At 47.4% G+C, this 22125-nt stretch carries 25 protein-coding genes and 1 pseudogene; 23 read left to right on the top strand and 3 right to left on the bottom strand.

Annotation, left to right across the window (positions count from 1 at the left end; genetic code table 11):
• Positions 1 to 204 precede the first annotated feature (204 nt).
• The 5 genes and pseudogenes from A6301_RS01585 to A6301_RS01565 all read left to right on the top strand — a co-directional run bounded on the left by A6301_RS01585 (position 205) and on the right by A6301_RS01565 (position 4918).
• Entirely contained in the window at positions 205 to 600 is a 396-nt protein-coding gene (locus A6301_RS01585; RefSeq protein ID WP_107169523.1) for a cytochrome b562, read from the top strand.
• Positions 601 to 710: 110 nt separating this feature from the next.
• Positions 711 to 1289: a TetR/AcrR family transcriptional regulator gene (locus tag A6301_RS01580; RefSeq protein ID WP_234256932.1), complete on the top strand. Its 579-nt coding sequence runs from the start codon at positions 711 to 713 to the stop codon at positions 1287 to 1289.
• Positions 1234 to 2139, top strand: a pseudogene (locus tag A6301_RS01575) (MFS transporter); the annotation flags it as partial. The gene A6301_RS01580 and the pseudogene A6301_RS01575, both read left to right, overlap by 56 nt.
• Before the next feature lie 148 nt (positions 2140 to 2287).
• Positions 2288 to 2776, top strand: coding sequence for a GNAT family N-acetyltransferase (locus A6301_RS01570; RefSeq protein ID WP_107169520.1), 489 nt, complete (start codon positions 2288 to 2290; stop codon positions 2774 to 2776).
• A gap of 168 nt (positions 2777 to 2944) precedes the next feature.
• Positions 2945 to 4918: a methyl-accepting chemotaxis protein gene (locus tag A6301_RS01565; RefSeq protein WP_107169519.1), complete on the top strand. Its 1974-nt coding sequence runs from the start codon at positions 2945 to 2947 to the stop codon at positions 4916 to 4918.
• A 64-nt stretch (positions 4919 to 4982) separates the two neighbouring features.
• Here A6301_RS01565 and A6301_RS01560 read toward each other — a convergent pair whose 3' ends face one another.
• The gene (locus A6301_RS01560; protein ID WP_107169518.1) at positions 4983 to 5249 is read right to left on the bottom strand and encodes a DUF3811 domain-containing protein; all 267 of its coding nucleotides are present in this window, start codon (positions 5247 to 5249) and stop codon (positions 4983 to 4985) included.
• Positions 5250 to 5379: 130 nt separating this feature from the next.
• On the opposite strand from A6301_RS01560, the gene A6301_RS01555 reads away from it, so the two are divergent.
• From A6301_RS01555 to A6301_RS01495, 13 genes are all read left to right on the top strand, one after another.
• The gene (locus A6301_RS01555) at positions 5380 to 5715 is read left to right on the top strand and encodes a nuclear transport factor 2 family protein (protein WP_107169517.1); all 336 of its coding nucleotides are present in this window, start codon (positions 5380 to 5382) and stop codon (positions 5713 to 5715) included.
• Positions 5716 to 5785: 70 nt separating this feature from the next.
• On the top strand, positions 5786 to 6580 hold the full coding sequence (locus tag A6301_RS01550) for a hypothetical protein (RefSeq protein ID WP_234256930.1): 795 nt from the start codon (positions 5786 to 5788) through the stop codon (positions 6578 to 6580).
• Between the two features lie 324 nt (positions 6581 to 6904).
• Entirely contained in the window at positions 6905 to 7207 is a 303-nt protein-coding gene (locus A6301_RS01545; protein ID WP_015840314.1) for a hypothetical protein, read from the top strand.
• Between the two features lie 411 nt (positions 7208 to 7618).
• Complete coding sequence (locus A6301_RS01540) at positions 7619 to 8662, top strand: replication initiation factor domain-containing protein (RefSeq protein WP_234256929.1); 1044 nt, start codon at positions 7619 to 7621, stop codon at positions 8660 to 8662.
• Positions 8663 to 8670: 8 nt separating this feature from the next.
• Positions 8671 to 8940, top strand: coding sequence for a hypothetical protein (locus A6301_RS01535; protein WP_234256928.1), 270 nt, complete (start codon positions 8671 to 8673; stop codon positions 8938 to 8940).
• An 11-nt stretch (positions 8941 to 8951) separates the two neighbouring features.
• Positions 8952 to 9269: a DNA-binding protein gene (locus A6301_RS01530; protein ID WP_234256927.1), complete on the top strand. Its 318-nt coding sequence runs from the start codon at positions 8952 to 8954 to the stop codon at positions 9267 to 9269.
• 302 nt (positions 9270 to 9571) lie between these two features.
• On the top strand, positions 9572 to 9808 hold the full coding sequence (locus A6301_RS01525; RefSeq protein WP_234256926.1) for a hypothetical protein: 237 nt from the start codon (positions 9572 to 9574) through the stop codon (positions 9806 to 9808).
• 137 nt (positions 9809 to 9945) lie between these two features.
• Positions 9946 to 11193 carry a hypothetical protein gene (locus A6301_RS01520; protein ID WP_234256925.1) on the top strand — a complete coding sequence of 416 codons (1248 nt, stop codon included), beginning with the start codon at positions 9946 to 9948 and terminating at the stop codon, positions 11191 to 11193.
• A 16-nt stretch (positions 11194 to 11209) separates the two neighbouring features.
• The gene (locus A6301_RS01515) at positions 11210 to 11488 is read left to right on the top strand and encodes a DUF2523 family protein (protein ID WP_255764361.1); all 279 of its coding nucleotides are present in this window, start codon (positions 11210 to 11212) and stop codon (positions 11486 to 11488) included.
• Between the two features lie 5 nt (positions 11489 to 11493).
• Complete coding sequence (locus A6301_RS01510) at positions 11494 to 12525, top strand: zonular occludens toxin family protein (protein WP_234256924.1); 1032 nt, start codon at positions 11494 to 11496, stop codon at positions 12523 to 12525.
• Positions 12522 to 13703: a type II secretion system protein GspD gene (locus A6301_RS01505; protein ID WP_234256923.1), complete on the top strand. Its 1182-nt coding sequence runs from the start codon at positions 12522 to 12524 to the stop codon at positions 13701 to 13703. The genes A6301_RS01510 and A6301_RS01505 overlap by 4 nt, the downstream gene beginning before the upstream one ends.
• A 196-nt stretch (positions 13704 to 13899) precedes the next feature.
• A complete protein-coding gene (locus A6301_RS01500; protein WP_234256922.1) occupies positions 13900 to 14154 on the top strand; it encodes a hypothetical protein in 255 nt (84 codons plus the stop codon).
• A 16-nt stretch (positions 14155 to 14170) separates the two neighbouring features.
• Complete coding sequence (locus A6301_RS01495; protein ID WP_234256921.1) at positions 14171 to 14494, top strand: MbcA/ParS/Xre antitoxin family protein; 324 nt, start codon at positions 14171 to 14173, stop codon at positions 14492 to 14494.
• Between the two features lie 68 nt (positions 14495 to 14562).
• On the opposite strand, the gene A6301_RS01490 is transcribed toward A6301_RS01495, so the two are convergent.
• Positions 14563 to 15096, bottom strand: a complete 534-nt coding sequence (locus A6301_RS01490) for a hypothetical protein (RefSeq protein WP_234256920.1) — start codon at positions 15094 to 15096, stop codon at positions 14563 to 14565.
• Positions 15097 to 15873: 777 nt separating this feature from the next.
• On the opposite strand from A6301_RS01490, the gene A6301_RS01485 reads away from it, so the two are divergent.
• The 4 genes from A6301_RS01485 to A6301_RS01470 all read left to right on the top strand — a co-directional run bounded on the left by A6301_RS01485 (position 15874) and on the right by A6301_RS01470 (position 20784).
• A complete protein-coding gene (locus A6301_RS01485) occupies positions 15874 to 16164 on the top strand; it encodes a VF530 family DNA-binding protein (RefSeq protein WP_234256919.1) in 291 nt (96 codons plus the stop codon).
• A 5-nt stretch (positions 16165 to 16169) separates the two neighbouring features.
• Complete coding sequence (locus A6301_RS01480) at positions 16170 to 17465, top strand: glycoside hydrolase family 10 protein (protein WP_234256918.1); 1296 nt, start codon at positions 16170 to 16172, stop codon at positions 17463 to 17465.
• Positions 17466 to 17877: 412 nt separating this feature from the next.
• A complete protein-coding gene (locus A6301_RS01475; protein ID WP_193555665.1) occupies positions 17878 to 19263 on the top strand; it encodes a diaminobutyrate--2-oxoglutarate transaminase in 1386 nt (461 codons plus the stop codon).
• Between the two features lie 18 nt (positions 19264 to 19281).
• Positions 19282 to 20784, top strand: coding sequence for an aspartate aminotransferase family protein (locus A6301_RS01470; RefSeq protein WP_370642165.1), 1503 nt, complete (start codon positions 19282 to 19284; stop codon positions 20782 to 20784).
• 71 nt (positions 20785 to 20855) lie between these two features.
• On the opposite strand, the gene pptA is transcribed toward A6301_RS01470, so the two are convergent.
• Positions 20856 to 21086, bottom strand: coding sequence for a tautomerase PptA (gene pptA / locus A6301_RS01465; protein WP_107169511.1), 231 nt, complete (start codon positions 21084 to 21086; stop codon positions 20856 to 20858).
• A gap of 247 nt (positions 21087 to 21333) precedes the next feature.
• On the opposite strand from pptA, the gene A6301_RS01460 reads away from it, so the two are divergent.
• The gene (locus tag A6301_RS01460) at positions 21334 to 22110 is read left to right on the top strand and encodes an MBL fold metallo-hydrolase (protein ID WP_234256916.1); all 777 of its coding nucleotides are present in this window, start codon (positions 21334 to 21336) and stop codon (positions 22108 to 22110) included.
• The last annotated feature ends 15 nt before the right edge of the window (positions 22111 to 22125 follow it).

Raw genomic sequence — 22125 nt, 5'->3', positions numbered from 1 at the left:
CAGCAAAATGATTAAAAATAATTTAACATCTTTACGATAATAACCATAAAATCAGAATTGCCATTACGGTGTAATCTGGTCGTGGTGTTGTAGGCAATATAGTTGTAGGCAATATAAATAACAAAAGCAATATTGGGCTGGCCGGCGTGTGGGGGCCAGATTCTTTGAGTATGTCGTGCTGTGGAACACAAGCGAGAGTTCAAGATGAATAGAATGACCAAGATCTGTTTTTCTGTGCTGTTGGCCGGTAGTTTGCTGACACCTGTTTTAGCAAATGCGACCGTGTCGGAAGACATGCGCGGTATGCAAAAAAGTTATACTGCCGCGACTAAAGCGGACGATGCTACAACATTGAAAACTGCGTTGAGCACATTCCGTGAACATGTTGTGAATGCCAAAACGCAGGTGCCGCCTGATTTCGCCAAGCAACCCGCTGATGGCCCAGACAGAAAAGCCTATGTGGAAGGTCTGGATAAGATTTTGCAAAAAGTCGACAGCGCGCAGGCTCTAGCGGATGCCGGTAAACTGAGTGAAGCGAAAGCGGCACTAGCAGAAATCAACACCTTGAAAGGTGAATATCACAGTAAATTGAGAGGCTAAACCGCTTTTCGTTTACCATAAGCCGCCAGTGGGAACCAAACTCACTGGCGGCTTTTTTATTATAAGAATTACGATCGCCAGAATTACCAGTTAAAAGGGGGAACAGAACGATGTCACCATCACTCGATGCAACGCATGATGGCAAAGATACACAACACAGAATTCTTGAAGCCGCGCTGGAAGTCATACTGGATCATGGCGTGCGAGGGGCAACCTACCGAAAAATTGCGCAACAGGCAGGGCTGTCACCGGGGACGCTGACCTATCGCTATAGCAGTATTGAACTGCTGCTGAACAACGCGTTCGTTTATATGGTTGATGGCATATCACACGCCTTCCGAGTTCGTCTCAAGCAGGCAAAAGACATCGAGAGCGCGCGCGAAGCGGTGGTTGACTTGATCTGTGGAGATATTTGGGCGACACCGCGTCATCTGACATTGAGCTTTGAACTGTACGCGCTGGCATCGCGTAAAGAAGAGTATCGGCTGATATTGCAGGAGTGGATGACGCGAAGCAGAAAATCACTTCACCTCCATTTCAGTATTGCGACCGCGTGTTCGCTGGATGCGGTGATTGAAGGATATACGATTCATAACTATCTCAATAATGAAGCCGTCAGCCGCGAAGACATTCACACCGGGTGCCTTTATGGGACTGTTGATTTTCGGTGCAGGCGTTGGGCTGGTTGATATCGCCATCAACATTGAAGGTGCGGCGTTTGAGCAACATTTGAAGAAAAGCCTAATGACAACGCTGCACGGTTTCTTTAGCCTGGGAACGCTGGTTGGCGCACTGACTGGGATGGCGATGACCGCGTTCGGCGTTAATACGACGCTGCATTTTGTCACGGTAGTTGCACTGTCGATACTTACCGCTATTTTATTGATGCGCCAAATGCCATGGCTGAGCGATCTAGCCAGTTCTGAGCAAGAAGAGAAAGGGAATTACAAAACCCAGGTTTTCAACGAACTTAAGGACCGCCGTCTGTTGATTCTTGGCGTGGTTATTCTTGCGATGGCGCTTGCAGAAGGTTCAGCCAACGACTGGCTGCCGTTACTGATGATCGATGGCCACAACTTCGGCCACACAACAGGGACGTTGGTTTATGTCGGATTTACGGCAGGCATGACGCTGGGTCGTTTTGCCGGAGGATATTTTGTCGATCGCTTCGGTAAGGTCAATGTCCTCCGATTCAGTGCTGCTTCCGCCGCACTGGGGCTGGCGCTGGTGATCTTCTCTAATGCTCCACTATTGGCCGCCGCTGCGGTTATCTTCTGGGGCATTGGTGCATCGTTGGGATTCCCACTGACGATTTCTGCCGCAGGAAGTGGAGAAAACAGTGCCGTTCGCGTCACGATTGCCGCAACATTGGGTTACTTTGCTTTTCTCGTGGGCCCGCCTGCATTGGGCTTTCTTGGCGAGGTCGCGGGGTTGCGCATCGCGATGTTACCCGTACTTGCCATGGTGATTCTGGCTTTTATTTGTTCTTCTTCCGCCCGCGATCGGGTGGCCAGTACGGCATCTGAAACGCCATCCTGACGTTTTTGCACGGTTCCATTTCGTATTATCGGAACCGTGCAGTTTGTGTCATGATGTTGATTATGTTGAAAATAAATTACGTGATAGCCGCCAATGTTGAATACCGCAATGAGTCTGGCTGTCACACCAATCTAGGAACGCGAACGCAATGGTAAATTTAACGGATATGACCGAGTTGGATTATCCCAACTATCGCCAGTTCTTCATTCTTGAATATGCTCAGGATTTACAAGCATCCCGAGGATATGATGCGGAAAAGGCGAGGGCGATTGCCACGCAATCAATCGATATTGCGCTACCGCAGGGTACTCATACACCCGCCAATAAATTATGGTCCATTCAGTCTTTAAATAATGAAGGTGTCACCATCGGCTATTTGTGGGTAGTGTTGAACGGAAATTCGGCCTGGGTATCTGATTTTTGCCTTCTGCCAGCGTGGCGTGGCCGAGGTTTTGGTAAAGCCTCACTAGCCGCGATGGACGCGGCGATCGCGGCGTTAGGTATTTGTGAAGTCGGGCTGAGAGTCGCTACGCATAACCCGGTCGCCAAGGCGTTATATCAAAAACAGGGATTCCAGATTACCGGTTTTAACATGCACAAAAGTCTGGTGCCAGCCTCATCGTCAGACTGCGACTAAGCCTATGACGTAAAAAACGATCTCCGACGCCCATTGGCCTCCGGCCCTTATCCCTTGTTCATTCCTGCGCCGCTAAAGTTCAAAAAAAAAACGCCGATAGACAAATAGCAGGGAACTCATTGCAAGGGAATGTTGATTACGATAAGGGTCAACACCAGGAGAGCCATAATGGCCAAACAATTAATACAAAAAAAGACAATGAGCACCCGCGCCCAGGTATTGTTAACTGGCGCACTCACCATCGCACTCGGTTTCGCTGTCACCATCGGTGTGCTCAGCTGGCAGTCTAGTCGTGAACAAAAGTCTCTTGCTGAGCGCTATTTACAGCAGATAGCCCAAAGCGAAGCCTTGAGAATTCAACAAGAACTCAACTACGCCCGTGATGTGGCGCATAACCTCGGGCAAGGGCTGGTCGCTTTGCCATCCGCAGGCATTAAAGACCGCGCTGTGGTCGATAAAATGATGGAATATGCCCTGCGGGATAACCCGGAATACCTCTCAGTTTCAGTCATTTTTGAAGAAAATGTGTTTGACGGGCGTGATGCTGAGTTTGCCGATCAGCCGGGTCAGGCACCGAAAGGCCGCTATGCCTGGTTTGTTGACCGCGATCAGGCTGGCAATTACACGATGCATCCTCTGCTTTCTTATCTGACTCCCGGCCAGGGCGATTACTACCTGCTGCCACAAAAGAGCCAGAAAGATACGCTAATCGAACCCTATACCTATGCTTATAATGGCGTCCCAACGCTACTGACGTCAGTTGCTGCACCGATTGTCAGCCAGGGAAAACTGTGGGGTGTCGTCACTTCCGATATTTCTCTTGCGTCATTGCAGCAAAAAATTAATCAGATTAAACCTTGGGAAGGCGGTGGCTACGCGATGTTGCTATCCAGCGCCGGTAAAGTCATCTCTTATCCTGATAAATCCCAAACGAGCAAAGCCTGGCAAGGACCGACTGACAATTTTACGTCTTCAGTGGTACAGCACGACGATGCGATTCTGGGCGAACAGGCGCTGGTGACTTGGCAGCCTGTCACCATCGGAAACAGTACGGAGAAATGGTATTTGGGGATTGTTGCGCCAGTGAGTCAGGTGATGGCCGCGTCTGAGCGCCAGCTAATGAACGCGGTGATCATGATGGTGATTAGCATTCTGTTGGTAAGCGCGCTGTTGGGCTGGGTATTCAGCCGTAAAGTGCTTAAACCAATTGGTGGTGAACCACTTGAAGCCGCAACTATCGCGCTGTCTGTTGCTGAAGGGCGACTGAGTAATGTGATTGACGTGAAAGCCAACGATCGCAGTAGCCTGTTCTTCGCGCTGCATACGATGCAGTCACAACTACGCCAGGTGGTTGGGCAGATCAAAGATGCCAGTGATTCAGTGCGACAAGGTGCCGCGGAAATTGCCAGCGGCAACCTCAATCTTGCCTCGCGTACAGAGCAGCAAGCCGCCGCACTGGAACAAACGGCAGCGAGTATGGAAGAGATCACCGCCACGGTGAAACACAATGCCAACAATGCCCATCAAGCCACAACGTTGACAGAGAATGCCACGAAGATAGCCCAGCGCGGTGAGTCGCTGGTTAGTCAGGTGGTGCAGACGATGTCGCAGATTGATGATAGTGCGAAGAAAATTGGCGACATTACCGCCATGATTAACAGTATCGCTTTCCAAACCAATATTCTGGCACTGAACGCGGCGGTAGAGGCGGCGCGAGCAGGAGAGCAGGGTAGAGGGTTCGCCGTCGTGGCATCGGAAGTTCGCAATCTGGCACAGCGCAGCGCCAGTGCAGTAAAAGAGATTGCCGCATTGATCGAGGAATCCAGTCAGCGCGTTGAAAGTGGCGTTAAACTGGTGAATGATGCGGGTAAAACCATGCAGGATATGACGCATGCCGTCAGTTCAGTACAAAGTATTATCGGTGAGATTGTCACCGCATCGGATGAGCAGGCGAAAGGCATAAGCCAGGTAACGATCGCCGTTAATGAAATGGATGGCGTCACGCAGCAAAACTCCGCGCTGGTACAGCAGATGTCTGCGGCAGCCAGTTCGTTGGAAGATCAGTCCATGCTGCTGGCACAAACGATAGAGCATTTCCGTCTGGAACAGCAGCACACTTTACCTCAGGCGCTTTTAAGATAAAAAGAAATACGATCGCCCGGCGACCCTGAGGTTGCCGGGTAACACGTCTAGTGTTACAGCGTGACTAGCGGCGGCCGCGTAAATTTGTATTCGCGGACCATTCGTAAGTTGTGGATGAATCAGGTTTAAATTTATTTTTCTTCTTCTCTGCTCTGGCTTGTTTTGCCACGGCCTCACGTTCCTTCATCAGCTTATCGATATAATCGTCTTTAATATGATTACCTTCAGAGTTGGTTAACGGACGACCCTGTTTTTTTCTCGCCTGATCGAGTAACGTCTTAAGCTGGCGTTGTTCGCTTTCTGTCATGTCTTTCTGAGTCAGTCTAGGCATGGGAATTGACCTGATAAGCGGGTTGGAAAATACATTGTAGAGGAAAACGAACAGAGTCCCAGATAAATCATACCGCGTGTCTTTAACTTGAAGTAGCATGATGAATATAAACGCATAATGGAGAGAAGTAATGTCACCCGAGTTAGTCGTAGCAGCACAGTTTAAGGCTTATAACGAACATGATATAGATGCTTTCATGGTATGTTTTTCGTCGGACTTCAAAGCGTACCGCATGCCGTCAGAAACACCGTCAATGGAAGGAAAAGAGGCGCTGAGAGAGTTTTACGTGAATAACCGATTCAATAACCCAGAACTGAGGGCTGAGCTGGTGTCACGTACCGTATTAGGTAATAAAGTATTTGACCATGAGTTAATTCATGGGCTTTCAGTTGAACCAATAGAAAGCATTGCCGCTTTTGAGGTAGAACAGGATCTTATTAAGACAGCCTGGTTTTTCTTTTCTTAGCAAATGTATTGAGTATCAGATTTTTCCATTTAGGTAATGAAATTCGTAGCGTAAATAAACAGGACGTTTTATGACCCAATCTTTAAAAGCATTGCTGCTTGTCTCATTGCTAAGCGCATGTTCCCATTCTCCTGCATCCATCGATAAAAATGCGTTAGTTGGAACTTGGGCAATGTTGCCGTTGAAAAATGGTATTGCCAATGTTGTCGAGTTTAGAGCAGACGGAAAAGTGCTGCTGCACGCTTTCAACTGTGAGAAACCAAACGTTGAAGAAGGCGTTGAAACATCAGATTACGTTGTCGATAAGCATGGGAAAATATTACGTACTTCCTCACTTGGAAATAATAACACGCTGAAAATAATAGATTTAAAGTCTCGCACCATGAAGATGGAACAGGCTATCATGGATGAGAAATTGACCTTTTCCTATGTGAAAGTGGATAAGGTCATGCCGTTATGTTTCTTATATACACCTAAGGATAGGAGCAGGGAAACTGCTTTTCAAAAGAGCGATTTTATTCCCGCACCAGAGATACCCAACCATAAGGATCTCGCTAATTACATCGGCAAATGGCTGAATAACGGTGTGACTCAGTTGGAAATCCGCCAAGGTACAAATGGCCAAGTTTATCTGTATATGCCTGCGAATGAAAATTGGCATACTCTATACAACAATGTGCATTGGGAAAATGATGCGTTATCTTTTAATAGCTATGCCTACTCAGAGAAACCAAGTCTATTTAGCCACCCATATCATAAATCGCTAGCGCCTAATACAATCAGGTTATTACCGAATGGAAAAATGCACGTCACGATCCTGATGAGTGATGGCGAGAAAATCTATTTTGACTTCACGCGGGGATAGCGTAAAGAAAGAATGGCGACGTTGTTGATGAATAACAAGCGCTCGCCATTCAATGTATGCGGATGCCGGAAACGCGTTTTACGGATGTGGGGATTTGCTCAGTTTAACGGCCAGTTTCCGCCTGTTCACCCACTGGTTCGCATAATGTGGGCAGGGATTATGTAAAAAATGGCCCTGCGAAACTGAAAAATACGCAGGGTCATCTTTTGCATAATCCCCATTATGCGAAACCATTATCAGGAAAATGCATTTTTTTGGTCAATTTTTTTCGGGGACGTTCTGTGGCCGAAAATATCTTTTGCTGATTTTTTGTGCGGAGTGGTGATGAGCAACCTGAAAATTATTTTAGATGCATGTGATGTTTTTATTTCAGGGCAATTTGTAGGGTTTGTGAGTTTGGATTTTTATCCTGCGTGCGGATTGCACACGATTGTTATTAGGCGTGTTAATTTTGGTCACACAGAAAATTATTCAATTCTGGTTCCTGCCGCCGATTGGGATTATATTCATGGTTTGGGATTGCAATCTGGGGACGGAATTTTGGTTCCAGTTGTAGTAGATTTTGATTTTGATGCCTCACATCCTCTAATGTGGCTATCTGACAGGCATGAAATAACAAAAAAATAGTTATTCCCACTGCAGAACTTTATCGTTTTTTTACCATTCTGATTGTAAATTTCCTGTTAAATTCCTTATAGGCAAAACACATCCGCTGACAGCATAAAATATCGCGATATCACTATGTTTTTAAATGAAAAATAACGGTATTTTTCTGGCGGAACCTATTCAGTTTCATCTCTAAAATGGCCTGTTTGCCATGCCCGTTATTTTTTGATCAAATTGCCTCAGAGAGTTTTCGTGGGGCCCTTATGCATATATACGACACCGAAAACCCCCGTACCAGTAATACGGGGGTAGACACAGACAACACCTCTGCTGAATATTTCTCGGCCGATTTTTACCTGATTATAGAATCGTTCGATGGTGAGGGGTTTCACCTAAAAATCGGTAATTTTTATTACTGTTGTAAAAACGCAGATGAATTACGAAATTTTTGTTTTAATTTTTTCATGGGTGAATTCGATGCCTCAGACAATTATTGACACGTTGTCATTTTCTGCGCCAATTTCCAGCCTGAAATATATGGACAACTATTTTTTCGGTGAGATCTGTCCGTGGTCAGAATTCCCTAAAATGCCAGAGTCGGGTGATCTACATTTATTTCAGCTGCAAAGAACCGAGGCGTTGGAGCAACGCCTGACAGGATTAGTAAATAAATTTCTAGGCCTGTATCTATCATCACCAACGGGTCGCGGTTATCAGGGGTATCTCGAACACCACGCTATTCTCGATTCCTCTGGCAAGCAAAATTGTGGGGTTCTCGCGCATGGTGGAAACGGGGATACATTCTATCTCTATCTAAATGGCCATGGTTGTAAATTGTTTTTTGAGAACCGCACACCTCTAGAATTGCACAAATTTTTGCATGAGGTTTTGCAGGTTTTTCGGTTGAACCGGTTAGATATCGCATTTGATGATTTTTCTGGCGCGACCAATGTTCAGTCCGCTGTGGATGCCTATGACTCGGGGGCGTTCTATGGTGGGGTCGGTATGCCGCCCCAGATTCAGATTATCACTACTCGCCGAAATCAAAAATCTCTCGGCGAAACCTGTTACGTCGGCTCCCGCTCGTCTCAGGTCTACTGGCGCACCTACGATAAGAACTCAGAACAAAAAATTTCCGACCCAGCGACGCCGTGGATTAGACACGAGGCCGAGCTGAAAAAAATCTCGACTGACCTGCTGCTGGATATCGACGCCGCATTTGCTGGGTGCAATGAATTCGCGGAGGCTCTAGTGGCAGTTGAACCCGCCGTTGTCCGAACTCCGGTAGAAAAAACGGTTGTCTCACTGGAGTCGAAAATTTCGTGGGCTCGACGCGCTGTTGGTAGGACGCTCAGAGATTTAATCGATTTTTTTGATGCACCGACGGCGCTGGCGCTACTGACGGCCGGACAGGGCGGAAAACTACCCCTAACACCGGGGGAAATTTCTGTTTACCGCGAGGCGCTGCAAATTTGAGGGATTAAATGATTGATTCGGAAAACATTTATTTTGATTTTGATTTCTGGGTAGATGGGCTGTATCTGGGCTGTCGGCCAGCCGCAGATGGGCTGGTCGAGATTGGAGTTGGTTCCGAAAATGGGCTAGAGCTGTCGATTTTTTGCGCTGAATCCATGTTCCAAAATTTTCCGCTGGAATTACAGCAGGGTCAGATGGCTCGATTCCCGATTTTTTTGTGGCCAGCATCAGGGGAAAAACGTGCGTGGTTGCGGTCAGTAGATGTGCAAACTATATAGGAGTTAATATTATGTCTTTGTTATTACAGGGTAAATTCCTTGGCGCTAGAAATCGTGAGTTTACTAATAGTTCCGGTTCGTACAGTTTTTACGAGCTCGGTGTGGAAAATCTCCGCCCAGACGGCTGGGGTGGTCAGCAATCGGTTCAGACTGCTGTGCGCATCCCGAAAAAATTTGTCGATTCTGGGATTCTCGATAAATTTCAACGTCTTGTCGGTAAAAACGTTCTTGTGCCGGTTTGGGTGGATGCCTATAGCGGTAAAAACGGTGCCGCCGTTCAGATTACGCTCGAATCAGATTTGATCGACGTGCTGCCAGACCAGAAATAAAAAACTGTTTTAGGGGGGCAGATGATAGACGCGATTTTTTGTTTCGTGATTTTCGGTGTGGCCATCTACAAAACCTGTCGTTTTTTTAGGAGTTTTTTTATCGCGGTTCTCACCGATTACAGGAGGGATGCGTGAGTGAGTTATGGACGCAAAATTCTGATTTTTATTTTTTTGCGTTCAATAGCGTATTGGGTCTGTGGTTGGTATCCCACTGCTGTGGGTTGCTGCTGCGACTGGCGAGGTTTGGCTAAAAAAGCCAAAAAAATGTGTTTTATCAATTAATTAATCTGGAGAAATAAATCATGAAATTGAAAAAAATTTTTGCATCTGTTGTTGTAGCTACAGCGTCAATTCTGGCACCGGCTGCGGTTTTTGCTGCTGATGGCTCGTCGGCGGCGCTGGATTTTTCCGGCGTGACCGAGGGATTTTCTGTAACCGCTGTGGTTACTGCGGTGATGGCGATTGCCGCCGGATTGATGGGGTTATATCTGGCCATCAAAGGCGTGCGAACGATTATGGGGCTCGTTCGCGGCGGATAATTCTGTTACTGGGAGGGGGAATCCTCCCATTTTTTTATTATTTTTCATGGGGTTGAAAAATGGATTGGCAAATGATTTTTTTCCTCTGGGGGTTGGTCTGCGGATGGGCAGTTATCACCGGACTGAGGGGCATCTAGATGAAAAAAATTGTTTTTGCAGTAGCAGGGGCGGCGTTTCTGTGTGCCACAGCTCATGCCGTGATTCCGGCGCTGGTCGTCGGGGCAGAAGCCATCGGCGGGTTCGCACTGAGGTCGGCCATTAGTCGGGGAGCAGCCCAGATGGCCGTATCTGCGGCAGAACGGCAGGTTCTTAGCAATGCGACAAAAGCTGCTGTAAATCAATCAGTTGCTAGGATCGCCACAGGATACTCGAATCCAACCCGCTGGCAGTTGGCTAATGGCGCGCTGTCGTGGGCGGGGCTGGGGGAGATTCTGCTGAATGTGGGGGATGAAATTTTTGGTTCTGACCCGAATGCGGGAATTTCGTCCAGTGCGGACATAAAAAATGTTGATAATGGCAGGAAATTTTATATCGGTGCGGGCAAGGGCGGCACAACTCCGTTTTTATCGGGAGATCATCCAGAAAATTTAGTCTTGTCGGCCTATAAATTTCGTGCGGACAGTGGGGGCCTGTATTGTCCTAGCGGTGCGCAATGCACCTACGGGGCGGCCCTCCGGATGAATCGAGTCACTCCCTCTGGCGATGGTCGATTCACCCAGTATGAGGCTGGGTATGATATTTCCTACAGCGGCAAAATGGTTTCGCTCGGAGAAATTTTTTCCGTTCATAAAAATGCTAGTTATGACCAAAATATAACCCCAACATCGCCGGATATCACGACCGCCCAGCAGGAAACCGCAAGAAAAACACCGTTGAACGCGCAGCAAATGGCTGACGTTTTAAATTCGTTGCTGCTCGATACGGCCAGCCAGCCCGACTATCAGGGAATCTCGATTTCCAGTAGTCAGCCGCTGGTCACTGCGCAGGATATTCGCGATGCCGCTGCCGCCGTTGGTCGGCCCAATCCATCTCAGGCGGAATGGACTACCCCGTGGTCTGACCTGCAACCAGAAATCCAGCCGCAACCGGAGCCGAATCCTGAACCCAATCCGCAGCCAGAACCGCCTGTCGTCCAACCAACATTGGATGCACCGCCAGACGGAAAAACAATTTTAGCGCCTCTAATTGGGGCATTTCCTGAATGGGAAAATTTTTCGATCGGTTCGCGGTCAGTTCAGTGCCCAGTGGCTGAATTTTCCGTCTGGGATAAAAATTTCATTGTCGATTCGCATTGCGAATTAATTGAGAAAAACCGCGAGCTCATAAAATTGTTTTGCCTGATTTGCTGGGGATTTGCCGCATTTCGGCGCGTGATGTCTGCCTGATAATGGAGGAATAAATATGCTGGCTGCACTATATACGGGGCTGGGGTTTCTGTTGCGCGGAGTCGTAGTTAAATTCGGAATCATGTTCGCTCTATTTTTTGTCGTTCAGGAGTTCGTACCGGTTTTGTTGTCATTGGTAAATGTATCTCCGCTCCCGTTGATTGAGTTATTCGGTCAACTACCTGATGCGGTGTGGTATTTTCTAAATTTATTTCAGGTTCCGACTGGAATCACGATGATGGTTTCCGCAATTATCGCGCGATTTATTATCCGACGAATTCCAATAACAGGTTGATAATTATGTCAATTTCAGCGTATGTCGGTGTGCCTGGCAGCGGAAAAAGTTTTGAGGTCGTTAGGTCGGTGATAATCCCCGCAGTGGCGCAGGGACGACGAGTTGTTTCCAACGTTTATGGCCTCGACCCTGAAAAAATATATGCGTTTATTCAGAAAAATAATAAAACCGAAAATATGGGCGAGGTTATTTGCGTCACTAATGAGATGGTGCAGGATGAATTATTTTTTCCATATAAAGATGCTGAAACAGATGGGAAAGAAACTTTTTGCCGTGCGGGGGATTTAATCTGTGTTGACGAAGCGTGGCGTATATGGGGAGCTGATTCCAGCGTCCCTAAAAATCATCGTTCGTTCATCGCCGAACACCGGCATTTTTCTCACCCAGAGACCGGAGTAACCTGCGATTTAGTTGTTATAAATCAATCGATTAGCAACCTTCCCAGATTTATTCGTGACCGGACAGAAACAACCTACAAAATGACCAAATTGAAAAATTTGGGGCTGCGGTCTGCATATCGGGTGGAGGTTTACGGCGGTGCGAAATTAACTAAATCCGAGCGTGTATCGGTTAAAAATTATTTTTACGACAAAAAAATTTTTCCTTTATATCAGTCATATGACGGGAATGGTTTGGAACAAATTGTCGATAAACGGCAATCCATTTTTTCAAATATGACCCTGCTAATTACTATCGCGGCGTTAGTAATTTTAGTGTCAGCAGGAGGCTGGTATTTATGGGGATTTTTCCATCCTGACAATAAAAAAGCACCCGTTCACCAAAATCAGCCTGCGGGAGCGGTCAGCCAGCCCCAGCAAAATCCCGCCGTTCCTGCGCCGGTTGCCTCCCCGAAAATTTCAACACAGTGGCGGGTTAGTGGGCTAATTCAGGATAAAAATGGTCGGTTCGTCATCCTGTCTGGCGCTGATGGCCGTCAACGGATCGAACCGGCAGGGGGTTTTGTTGTAAACGGCGCGATTATATCAGGCGTGTTAGATGGCGAACTTGTAACCACATGGTCAGGGAACGTTAAATGAAAATGAGAAAAATTGTTTTACCGATGCTTCTGGCGTTGTCGACTCAATGTTTCGCGGCGGGGTCTGGTTCTGGTGTTGATTTTGAGCTGAAATCTGTCGCGATTCCCGATGCGCTGTCTGTTTTCTATGCTCAGGTATTGAAACAGCCGTTCAGGTTGTCGCCTGACGTGGTCGCGATGCCTGAAAAAATCTCGTTCCGATTGATGCCGGAACAGGATGCTAGGAAATTTTTAATCGAGTATATGTCCGACATCGGTGTGGAGACGAAATCCAAAAATGGGACAGATTTTTTCTATAAACGAGTTCAGGTCGAGAAAAAAATATCTCAATTCTCATACACCTACCAGCCTCGTTATCGGTCTGTTCAGTACCTATCAGCCCAACTAGCGCCGATGGCGGGCGAGGGTGGGAAATTTAACTCCTTGGCTACTGGTGATAAAAACTCTCCAGATTCACTGGTTTTTTATGGAACGAAAGCTGAAATTAGGCGCATTAGCGAGGCGCTGCCGCTAGTCGACGTTCGGGCGGATGAGGTTGTCGTTTCTGGCTATGTATATGAAATTCAGGCTAATTCCCGCGATGGTTCGGGGTTACAGCTGGCAGCTAGCCTGCTGAATTCAAAATTAAATTTTCAAATAGGAGGTAGCGACTCTCGCGGATACGAAAATTTTCTAAAAATCGGTTCGGGGTCGATGACGGCTTTGATAGAGTTGTTTAAAACAGATTCGAGATTTACAACCATCTCCGCGCCAACGCTCAGGGTTCGATCAGGCGCTAATGCAGTTTTCTCGGTTGGCAATTCGACGCCCACGCTAGGAAATACCAGTTTTCAGGGGCAATCGGCAATCCAATCAGTGGTTTATCGGGATGCGGGAATAATTTTTGATGTGGCACCCGCAGTCAGACTGGATGTCATTGACCTGAGAATTCGGCAGGAGTTGAGTAATTTTACAGCGACGAATAACGGCGTGAACGGTTCGCCTACACTGATAAAACGGGAAATCTCTACCGACATTTCGTTGAATGATGGGGACATTATTTTGCTCGGTGGTCTGGCGGATGATAAAAAAACCAACACAGAAACCGGATTTTCGTGGCTCCCATCGTTCACTAGTCAGGGTTCTAGTGCAGATAAAACTGATATTGTTGTCGTTCTGCAGGTCAGAAAAATCCGCTGACCGCTCACCGCAGCGCTCAGCGAGGAGGGCGGTTAGTGGGTTTTCCCGCTGTAGCACATCGTTGAATTCGGCGTATTTTTGTACTGAAATTCATCTGGTTTAATTTTAATACATTGAATTTAAATAATTTTATTTTTCGTTGTGCGCAGTGTCAGGGAATTTTATCGCATGTGCTGTAGAGGGAGGCTCGTTGTTGATGTCTGTAAAAAATATTAGTCGGCTGGAGAAATATCGTGCTAGCCAGGCTGAGCGCATCGAGGCGATGAGTCGCGCCATTGACGAGGGCAGAACCACAGTCGTGTCATCGCAAACTCCGGCATGGAAAATTATCCGATGTATTTTTATCGGAACGCCGTACAGTTCAAAAACTCGTTTTTTGGGCTGTGCGGCGTTGGCCGCAGGCTACAATCTAGATGATTCTCCCGCACTGAATTCACTTTTATCTGATTGATATATTGGAGGTTTATATGAAAATTTCAGGACGAAATCCCATAACACACGATGTTGCCAGCCTGAAACAGATGGGTTCGCTGGAGCGAAAAACCTACGAAATTTCTCAATTGAAAAAATCATTCGATGACGCGACTGGTAGCGGTACATTGCGAGTGGCATCTGTATCAGAACGAGCTGTGGAACTATTCGAGGGTGACGCTGGTCTGGCTGAGCGCTGGTTATCAGAGCCGAATCGCGCACTAGGATGGAGGTCGCCCAAGGAAGTGTTACCCCATCAATCTGGGGTCGATGAGGTTCTCAGGTTGATCACCCGTATTGAGCATGGTGTTCATTCCTGAATGTTAAAAAGGCCGAAGTGAAAATCTTTCCCACGTTGGCCTTTTTACTATAGTCATTATCATGACAACTATTCGCAATTTTTTGTATTTATGTTATTTCTACGGGCTTCCCAGAAATCGTCTTTTTTCAGATGTGCGACCCATCTTTCATACTTCGAATCAGCGTCTTTCCTTATAGCCTCAAGGTAATCATCTAACTTATAATATTTAAAAATCCTATTTATTAAATTATTTCTAACAATCAAGGCGTTATAATTATTTATATATCGTTGCTTGTGAAAATCATATTGCATTTTATATTCATCGAACTCAGCTCTTGATACTTCTTTGGAATCAATCTCATACAACCCACCATCCCCACTATCAGGTACATCTCTTGCTGACCACTCCTTATTGTATTTGATATCTAGATACGCTTTATCCATTTGCATAAACTCCATTTTCTCCCAATAATATTTGTTCAATATGAAATGTTTAATTAGGCGAAGAATGAGAAAATCTCTTGCAATCATTGCTGCGGGGGATAAAACATAAGCACCTACAAAAATAAGCAATGCATTAATTATTGTAGATGTAGGAATAATAATTTCGGAAATTTCCATTTACTTCCCCTAATGGATGAATATTTCAATCCCGACCATTTTTTCACCACGAAGCAGTTCGGGGTTCAGTGACACTCAAGCCGGTGTAGCACTAAATTTATCTCTATTGAGAAACAGAGGCTTACATCTACGGAACAGAAGCGCCAAAACAGCTCGTAGTTATGCCAGTAGAGTGTGAATCAAGCTCTGTCTACGATAACATTGATCGTAGTTTTAAGTCGGCAATTAGGCAACATTGCCTAATTGGAGTACGCATGAAGCGGAAAATTATTTCTCGCAATAAACGGTATTTGACTCGTTTGCTGGGAATGGCTATGCGTGGGATTGGCCATTGAGTTCGGTTGTTAATTTTTCGACTGATAGTGCAGAGTCCAAAAATGCCGCACGTTTGTTGCGGCGTGGAAAATTGCGGCCTGACTGGACTCGAGCTGAACCGTGGGATGGTGGAGAGTTTTTGCTGCCGTTCGCTGGCCCGAGCGGAAAATTTACCATTACCAGATTGTCAGCCACAGAGATGATAGTTGAGGCTGGAAAAGAGTTTTGCGAATGCGGGGATTTGCTCAGTGGTACGGCTAGTTTCCGCCTGTTCATTCGTAGGTTCGCATAATGTATATTATGTTAAATTGCATTTAAAGGTCGTTTATCTTGGCCCCACATACTCTCACTATCTTGGTGCCAACATTGTCATACTCACATGGCCGCATATCATTGCCGCTCACTCCACTTTCTTGTACCCTTCCTTTGATGCAAAATCTGAAACTACCGGACTTCGACTACATGGCTGCTCATATTTCTAAAGACCCTTTACATGGCGTAACGCTTGAAATGCAAGTCAATGCGCTGGTTGCACGTTTTGGCTGGGTTGAGTTAGGTAGACAGATCAACATCAATTGTTTTAAAAACGATCCCAGTGTGAAATCCAGTTTAAAATTTTTGCGTCGGACGCCGTGGGCTCGCGCTGAGGTTGAAGCACTGTATCTTGATTCTCTGGATGATGCCTCGCTCGCAAAACCTAATGATGATGGCGTTGTTGATCCATGGGCTAATAGCCGCAAAAATAAGAGCTAACCCACGTGAAAAAGCCAGTTGTACTTATTGCTGCTGCGTTTCTACTTGCCAGTTGCGCCTCCAAGCCGCCGAGCTCGCTTGTCACCCCGCTCCCCTCAGCTAAACCGCCACTCCCAGCTACTCCTCAGCAGAGTCAGGAGCCGGTGCGTGGTATCTGGCTGGCGACGGTTTCCCGTCTTGACTGGCCGCCAGTGGCGTCAGTCAATGCCAGCAGCCCTGTAATCCGCATGACTCAGCAGCAGGAGGCGCTGAAAGGCAAATTGGATAAATTGAAAAGCCTCGGTATCAATACCGTATTTTTCCAGGTTAAACCTGATGGCACTGCGCTTTGGCCATCTAAAATATTGCCTTGGTCAGATATGTTGACTGGCAATATTGGTGAGGCTCCTGGCTACGATCCGCTTCAATTCATGCTGGATGAAGCGCACAAGCGTGGTATGAAAGTCCATGCCTGGTTTAATCCCTATCGTGTATCCGTTAATACCAAGCAAGGAACCGTGACGGAACTAAACCGTACATTGTCGCAGAATCCGGCCAGCGTATTTGTGTTGCACCGTGACTGGGTCCGCACTGCGGGCGATCGTTTCGTACTCGACCCTGGCATACCTGAAGCACGAAGCTGGATCACCAGTATCGTGGCCGAAGTCGTGGCGCACTACGCTATTGACGGCGTGCAGTTTGATGACTACTTCTATGCTGAATCATCGACCTCAACGCTTAACGATAGCGAAACGTTTAAACGATATGGTCAGGGATTTGGCTCAAAAGCAGACTGGCGTCGACACAATACTCAACAACTGATCGAGCAGGTTTCGCGCACCATCAAGCAGTTGAAACCCGAGGTTGAATTCGGCGTCAGCCCTGCGGGTGTATGGCGCAACCGATCGCACGATGTGGCAGGTTCCGATACACGAGGTGCTGCGGCCTATGATGAAGCCTATGCCGATACCCGCCAGTGGGTGCAACAAGGGCTGCTGGATTATATTGCTCCGCAGCTCTATTGGCCTTTCGCACGTGACGCTGCTCGCTACGATGTGTTAGCAAAATGGTGGGCGGATGTGGTGAAACCTACGAACACGCGCCTTTATATTGGTGTTGCACTGTATAAAGTGGGTGAGCCGTCAAAGAATGAGCCAGACTGGATGATAAAGGGTGGCGTGCCAGAACTGAAAAAGCAGCTCGATTTGAACGACTCTACGCCACATATTAATGGCACGATTCTGTTCAGAGAAAACTACCTTAATCAGCCACAGACTCAGGAAGCGGTTAATTATCTTAAAAACCGCTGGAATCCGATCTGATGGAACCGGTTGTCGAGGCATCCAAAATCTCTGCATCAGTCTTTATATAGACTGAAAACAGCACGTAAAGCAGTATCACATTCCCCTATCCTGTGGTTCCCTCTCTGTTTTCCCTCGCTAAAAAGTGCTGTTTCCCCCTGTTGTTACCACCTTTTTGGCTCAAAAATCCTGCGGCGGGAGGATTTTTTTTGCTTATTTAATAAGCATGTAAGATAACCATGGCATCATGATTAGCAATTAATCATTCAAGCTATTGATTTTTATGTTAAAAAATAAAAGTTTCGAAACGAAATAAATCATTGAGTCGGTGACTGAAAAACCCTATATTGGCCGCGTTTTTCTTATAGCAGTTATATGTTTAATTCATTTATTCAACTGTGGTTGCCAGTGAGCACACGGTTGTAGGAGAGATATGATGACGGATAAAGTCCGTATTGACAGTTTAGGTGCGAATTCATTAAACGGAAACAATGAAACCTATTTGGCAAGACAAGCTGAATTTGAATCGAACGTGAGGAGTTATCCACGCAAATTGCCTCTGGCAATTGCGAAAGCGGAAGGCGTGTGGATCACCGATGTTGAGAATAATCAATATCTTGATTGTCTGGCGGGTGCGGGTACGCTCGCGCTTGGACATAACCATCCTGACGTGCTGCAAAGCATCCAACGTGTCATTACTAGCGGCTTGCCGTTACATACACTTGATCTGACAACGCCATTGAAAGATCAGTTCTCCGAATATCTGCTTTCCTTATTGCCTGGTCAGGGCAAAGAGTACTGCCTCCAGTTTACCGGCCCTTCGGGTGCCGATGCGGTTGAAGCTGCACTGAAACTGGCAAAAAAATACACCGGCCGTTCTGGTGTGATCAGCTTCTCTGGTGGCTACCATGGCATGACGCACGGTGCGCTGTCCGTCACTGGTAACCTGTCACCGAAAGAAGCAGTCGACGGCATGATGCCTGAAGTCCAGTTTATGCCTTATCCGCATCTGTACCGCTGCCCGCTGGGTATTGGCGGTGACGCTGGCGTTAAAGCATTAACTTACTATTTTGAAAACCTGATCAACGACGTTGAGAGTGGCGTACGCAAACCGGCTGCGGTCATTCTGGAAGCCGTTCAGGGTGAAGGCGGCGTTAACCCGGCACCTGCCGAGTGGTTGCAGCGCATCCGTAAAGTGACGCAGGAGCACGGTATTCTGCTGATCATCGACGAAGTTCAGGCTGGTTTTGCACGTACTGGTAAATTCTTCGCCTTTGAACACGCGGGTATTGAGCCAGATATCATCGTGATGTCCAAAGCGGTCGGTGGCGGCTTGCCATTAGCTGTGTTGGGTATCAAGAAGCAGTTCGATGCTTGGGCTCCAGGCCACCACACCGGTACTTTCCGTGGTAATCAACTGGCCATGGCAACTGGCCTGACGACACTTAAGCACCTCAAAGACAATCAGGTGGCAGACAAAGTCGCTGAGCAAGGTGAATGGCTGAAAGCCAAACTGGCTGAGCTGCAAAAACGTTATCCGGTGATTGGTCACATTCGCGGTCTGGGCTTGATGATCGGGATTGAGATGGTTAAACCAGGTGAAGCGCAGGACCACATGGGTTGCTATCCTGCTGACGGTGAGTTGTCTGCTCTGTTGCAGAAAAAATGCTTTGAATCAGGCCTGATTCTGGAGCGCGGTGGCCGTAACGGTTGCGTTCTACGTCTGCTGCCTTCCCTGCTGATCAGCAATGCTGAATTGGAAATCTTCCTGGATAAATTTGAAAACGCCCTGCTTTCTGCTGGCGTGAAGCCAGTCTGAGTGGAGCGAATGACCACGATGTCCCAATTAGTGGAAAAAGAAGCAGTGGAAACAAAAATCAATCCGATTCTGGCTTCTTCTGCGCAGAGTATCGAAGCCTATCAGGAAGCGATTACGCAAAGTAGCCAAGCTGTTATGCAGTGGCTGCAACAACCTGAGATGTATCAGGGAAAAACGGTTGCCGAACTGCGTGAACGCATCACGCTGGATTTTAATCCTCAGGGCCTGGGTAACCAGGCCGCTATCGAGCGTGCGGTTGAGTACTTTTTGAAAGACAGCCTGTCGGTACATCATCCACAGTGCGTTGCTCACCTGCACTGCCCGAGTTTGGTGGTCAGTCAGGCGGCTGAAGTCTTGATTAATGCCACCAACCAGAGCATGGACTCTTGGGATCAAAGCCCGTCAGCGACCATCATTGAGATGAAACTGATTGAATGGCTGCGTACTCAGGTCGGCTATCAGTCTGGCGATGCTGGCGTATTCACCAGCGGCGGTACCCAAAGTAACCTTATGGGGCTGATGTTAGCACGTGATGCCTTCTTCGCACGCCAAGGACACTCGATCCAGCAAGATGGATTAGTTGGTAACCTGAAGAAAATTAAAGTGTTCTGTTCTGAAAATGCCCATTTCTCGGTGCAAAAGAACATGGCTTTACTGGGCTTGGGTTATCAATGTGTCACGCTGGTGAAAACCGATCGCTTCGCGCGGATGGATCTGAACGATTTAGCGGAGAAAGTGGCGCAGGCCAAGGCTAACGGCGAGCAGATTCTGGCGATTGTCGCGACGGCGGGAACGACCGATGCTGGCGCGATCGACCCTCTGCGGGCGATCGCAACACTGGCAGCGGAACACCAGATTTGGGTACACGTCGATGCAGCCTGGGGCGGCGCTCTGCTGCTGTCCGAGAAGTATCGTGATTATCTGGACGGCATTGAGTTAGTGGATTCCATTACGTTGGATTTCCACAAACAGTTCTTCCAGACCATCAGCTGTGGCGCATTCTTGCTAAAAGAAGCACGTCATTATGAGCTGATGCGCTATCAGGCCGCTTACCTGAACTCTGAGTTCGACGAAGCGCAAGGCGTACCCAATCTGGTGTCAAAATCATTGCAGACGACGCGCCGTTTTGATGCCTTGAAACTGTGGATGGGTCTGGAAGCGTTAGGCCAACAGCAATACGCGGCGATCATCGATCACGGTGTTACGCTGGCACAGCAGGTTGCACAGTATGTGGCTGAACATGCCTCGCTGGAATTAGTGATGCAGCCTCAGTTGGCAAGTGTTCTGTTCCGCTATCGTCCACAGCAGTTGGCGACAGCAGACGATGCGGCGATTGCATTGCTTAACCAACGCATTGGCGATGCATTGCTGGAGTCAGGGCGTGCCAACGTCGGGGTCACCGAGTTTAACGGCGTTACCTGCCTGAAGCTGACGTTGCTGAACCCAACGGTCAATCTGGATGATGTTAAAATCCTGCTGGCTCTGGTTGAAAGCACTGCACAGCAACTGCTAACAGCGTAATCCCCTGCTCTATCTTGCATCATGAAAGCCGATAATACTCAGTGTGTTATCGGCTTTTTTCTGCGTATTTTTTAATACGAATATCCCGGTTTTTTTGCCAGCGTATCCAAATGTGGTTTGATGATCGGATCGTAAACGTCATCCTTCCAGCGTTCTGGCTGAACTTCGTTAAACGCGACAGAAAGCGAATCGTTAGAAGAACCGAAGTGTTTCTTCAGAACCGCCGCAAGATCTTCGGCAATGACTTTCTTCTCTTCTTCAGACAGGTCTCTTGGGAAGTGTTTGACATCAATATGGGGCATAGGATGATCCTTTTCAGTGATGAAACAGCACGTTGGTTAAGATAGCCAGTTAGTTAAGATAGCTAGTGTGCATGAAGACAGCAATAGGATAGCCCCACCCGATGATAAACAACGAGTCTGAAACAAATTGGCCTAAACTCATCGAAGAGTGTCATTCAGGCCACTGTTAGCGATCTGCCAGATTCTTATACTGATCCTATTTGGCGCGTACCAACGCAACCCGTTCACCTGATATAGGAGCAATAAGATGAAGATAACGCAGATTCGTAATGCGACATTACAACTGGAATTTGGTGGGAAAACGTTTCTGATTGACCCGATGTTGGCGCCAAAGTCGACCTATCCGGGTTTTCCAGGAACAGCAAACGATCATTTGCGAAACCCACTGGTCGATCTTCCCTTGCCTTTAGCCACCATTCTGGATGTTGATGCCGTAATCGTGACACATACGCACCTCGACCATTGGGACGATGTGGCGATTGACGCTATCCCGAAAACGATGCCGATCTTTAGCCAAAATACACAAGATGCCGGTATCATACGCCGCGCGGGGTTTACCTCGGTGCGTGTGTTGGGTGAGCAGACGGAATATGATGGAATCACGCTGATAAAAACGTCTGGTCAACATGGTTCTGATGAAACCTATGCCAATCCACAACTGGCGGAACGGCTGGGTGAAGTTTGCGGCATCGTTTTCCGGCATACTCATGAGAAAACGTTTTATCTGGCAGGCGATACCGTCTGGAATCAGCATGTTATTGATGCCTTGACGCATCACACACCTGATGTGGTGGCGCTGAATATCGGTAATGCCACTATCCCCGGTTTAGGTTCGATTATCATGGGAAAAGAGGATGTACAACGCGTTCATCAGATCGTACCTAACGCGACGATAGTCGCTACACATATGGAAGCGGTGAATCATTGCCTCCTGAGTCGTGTCGAATTGCGTGATTATCTGCGTGAAGAAAAGCTTCAATCCATCGCGCACGTACCAAATGATGGTGAATGCGTGCAATTCTGAACCGAGAAGCAACCG

The organism is Pectobacterium sp. IFB5596, from assembly GCF_021432585.1.
Classification (GTDB): domain Bacteria; phylum Pseudomonadota; class Gammaproteobacteria; order Enterobacterales; family Enterobacteriaceae; genus Pectobacterium; species Pectobacterium punjabense.
The sequence above is the reverse complement of the archived record's forward strand: the minus strand, read 5'-3'. Positions and strand labels throughout refer to the sequence as shown.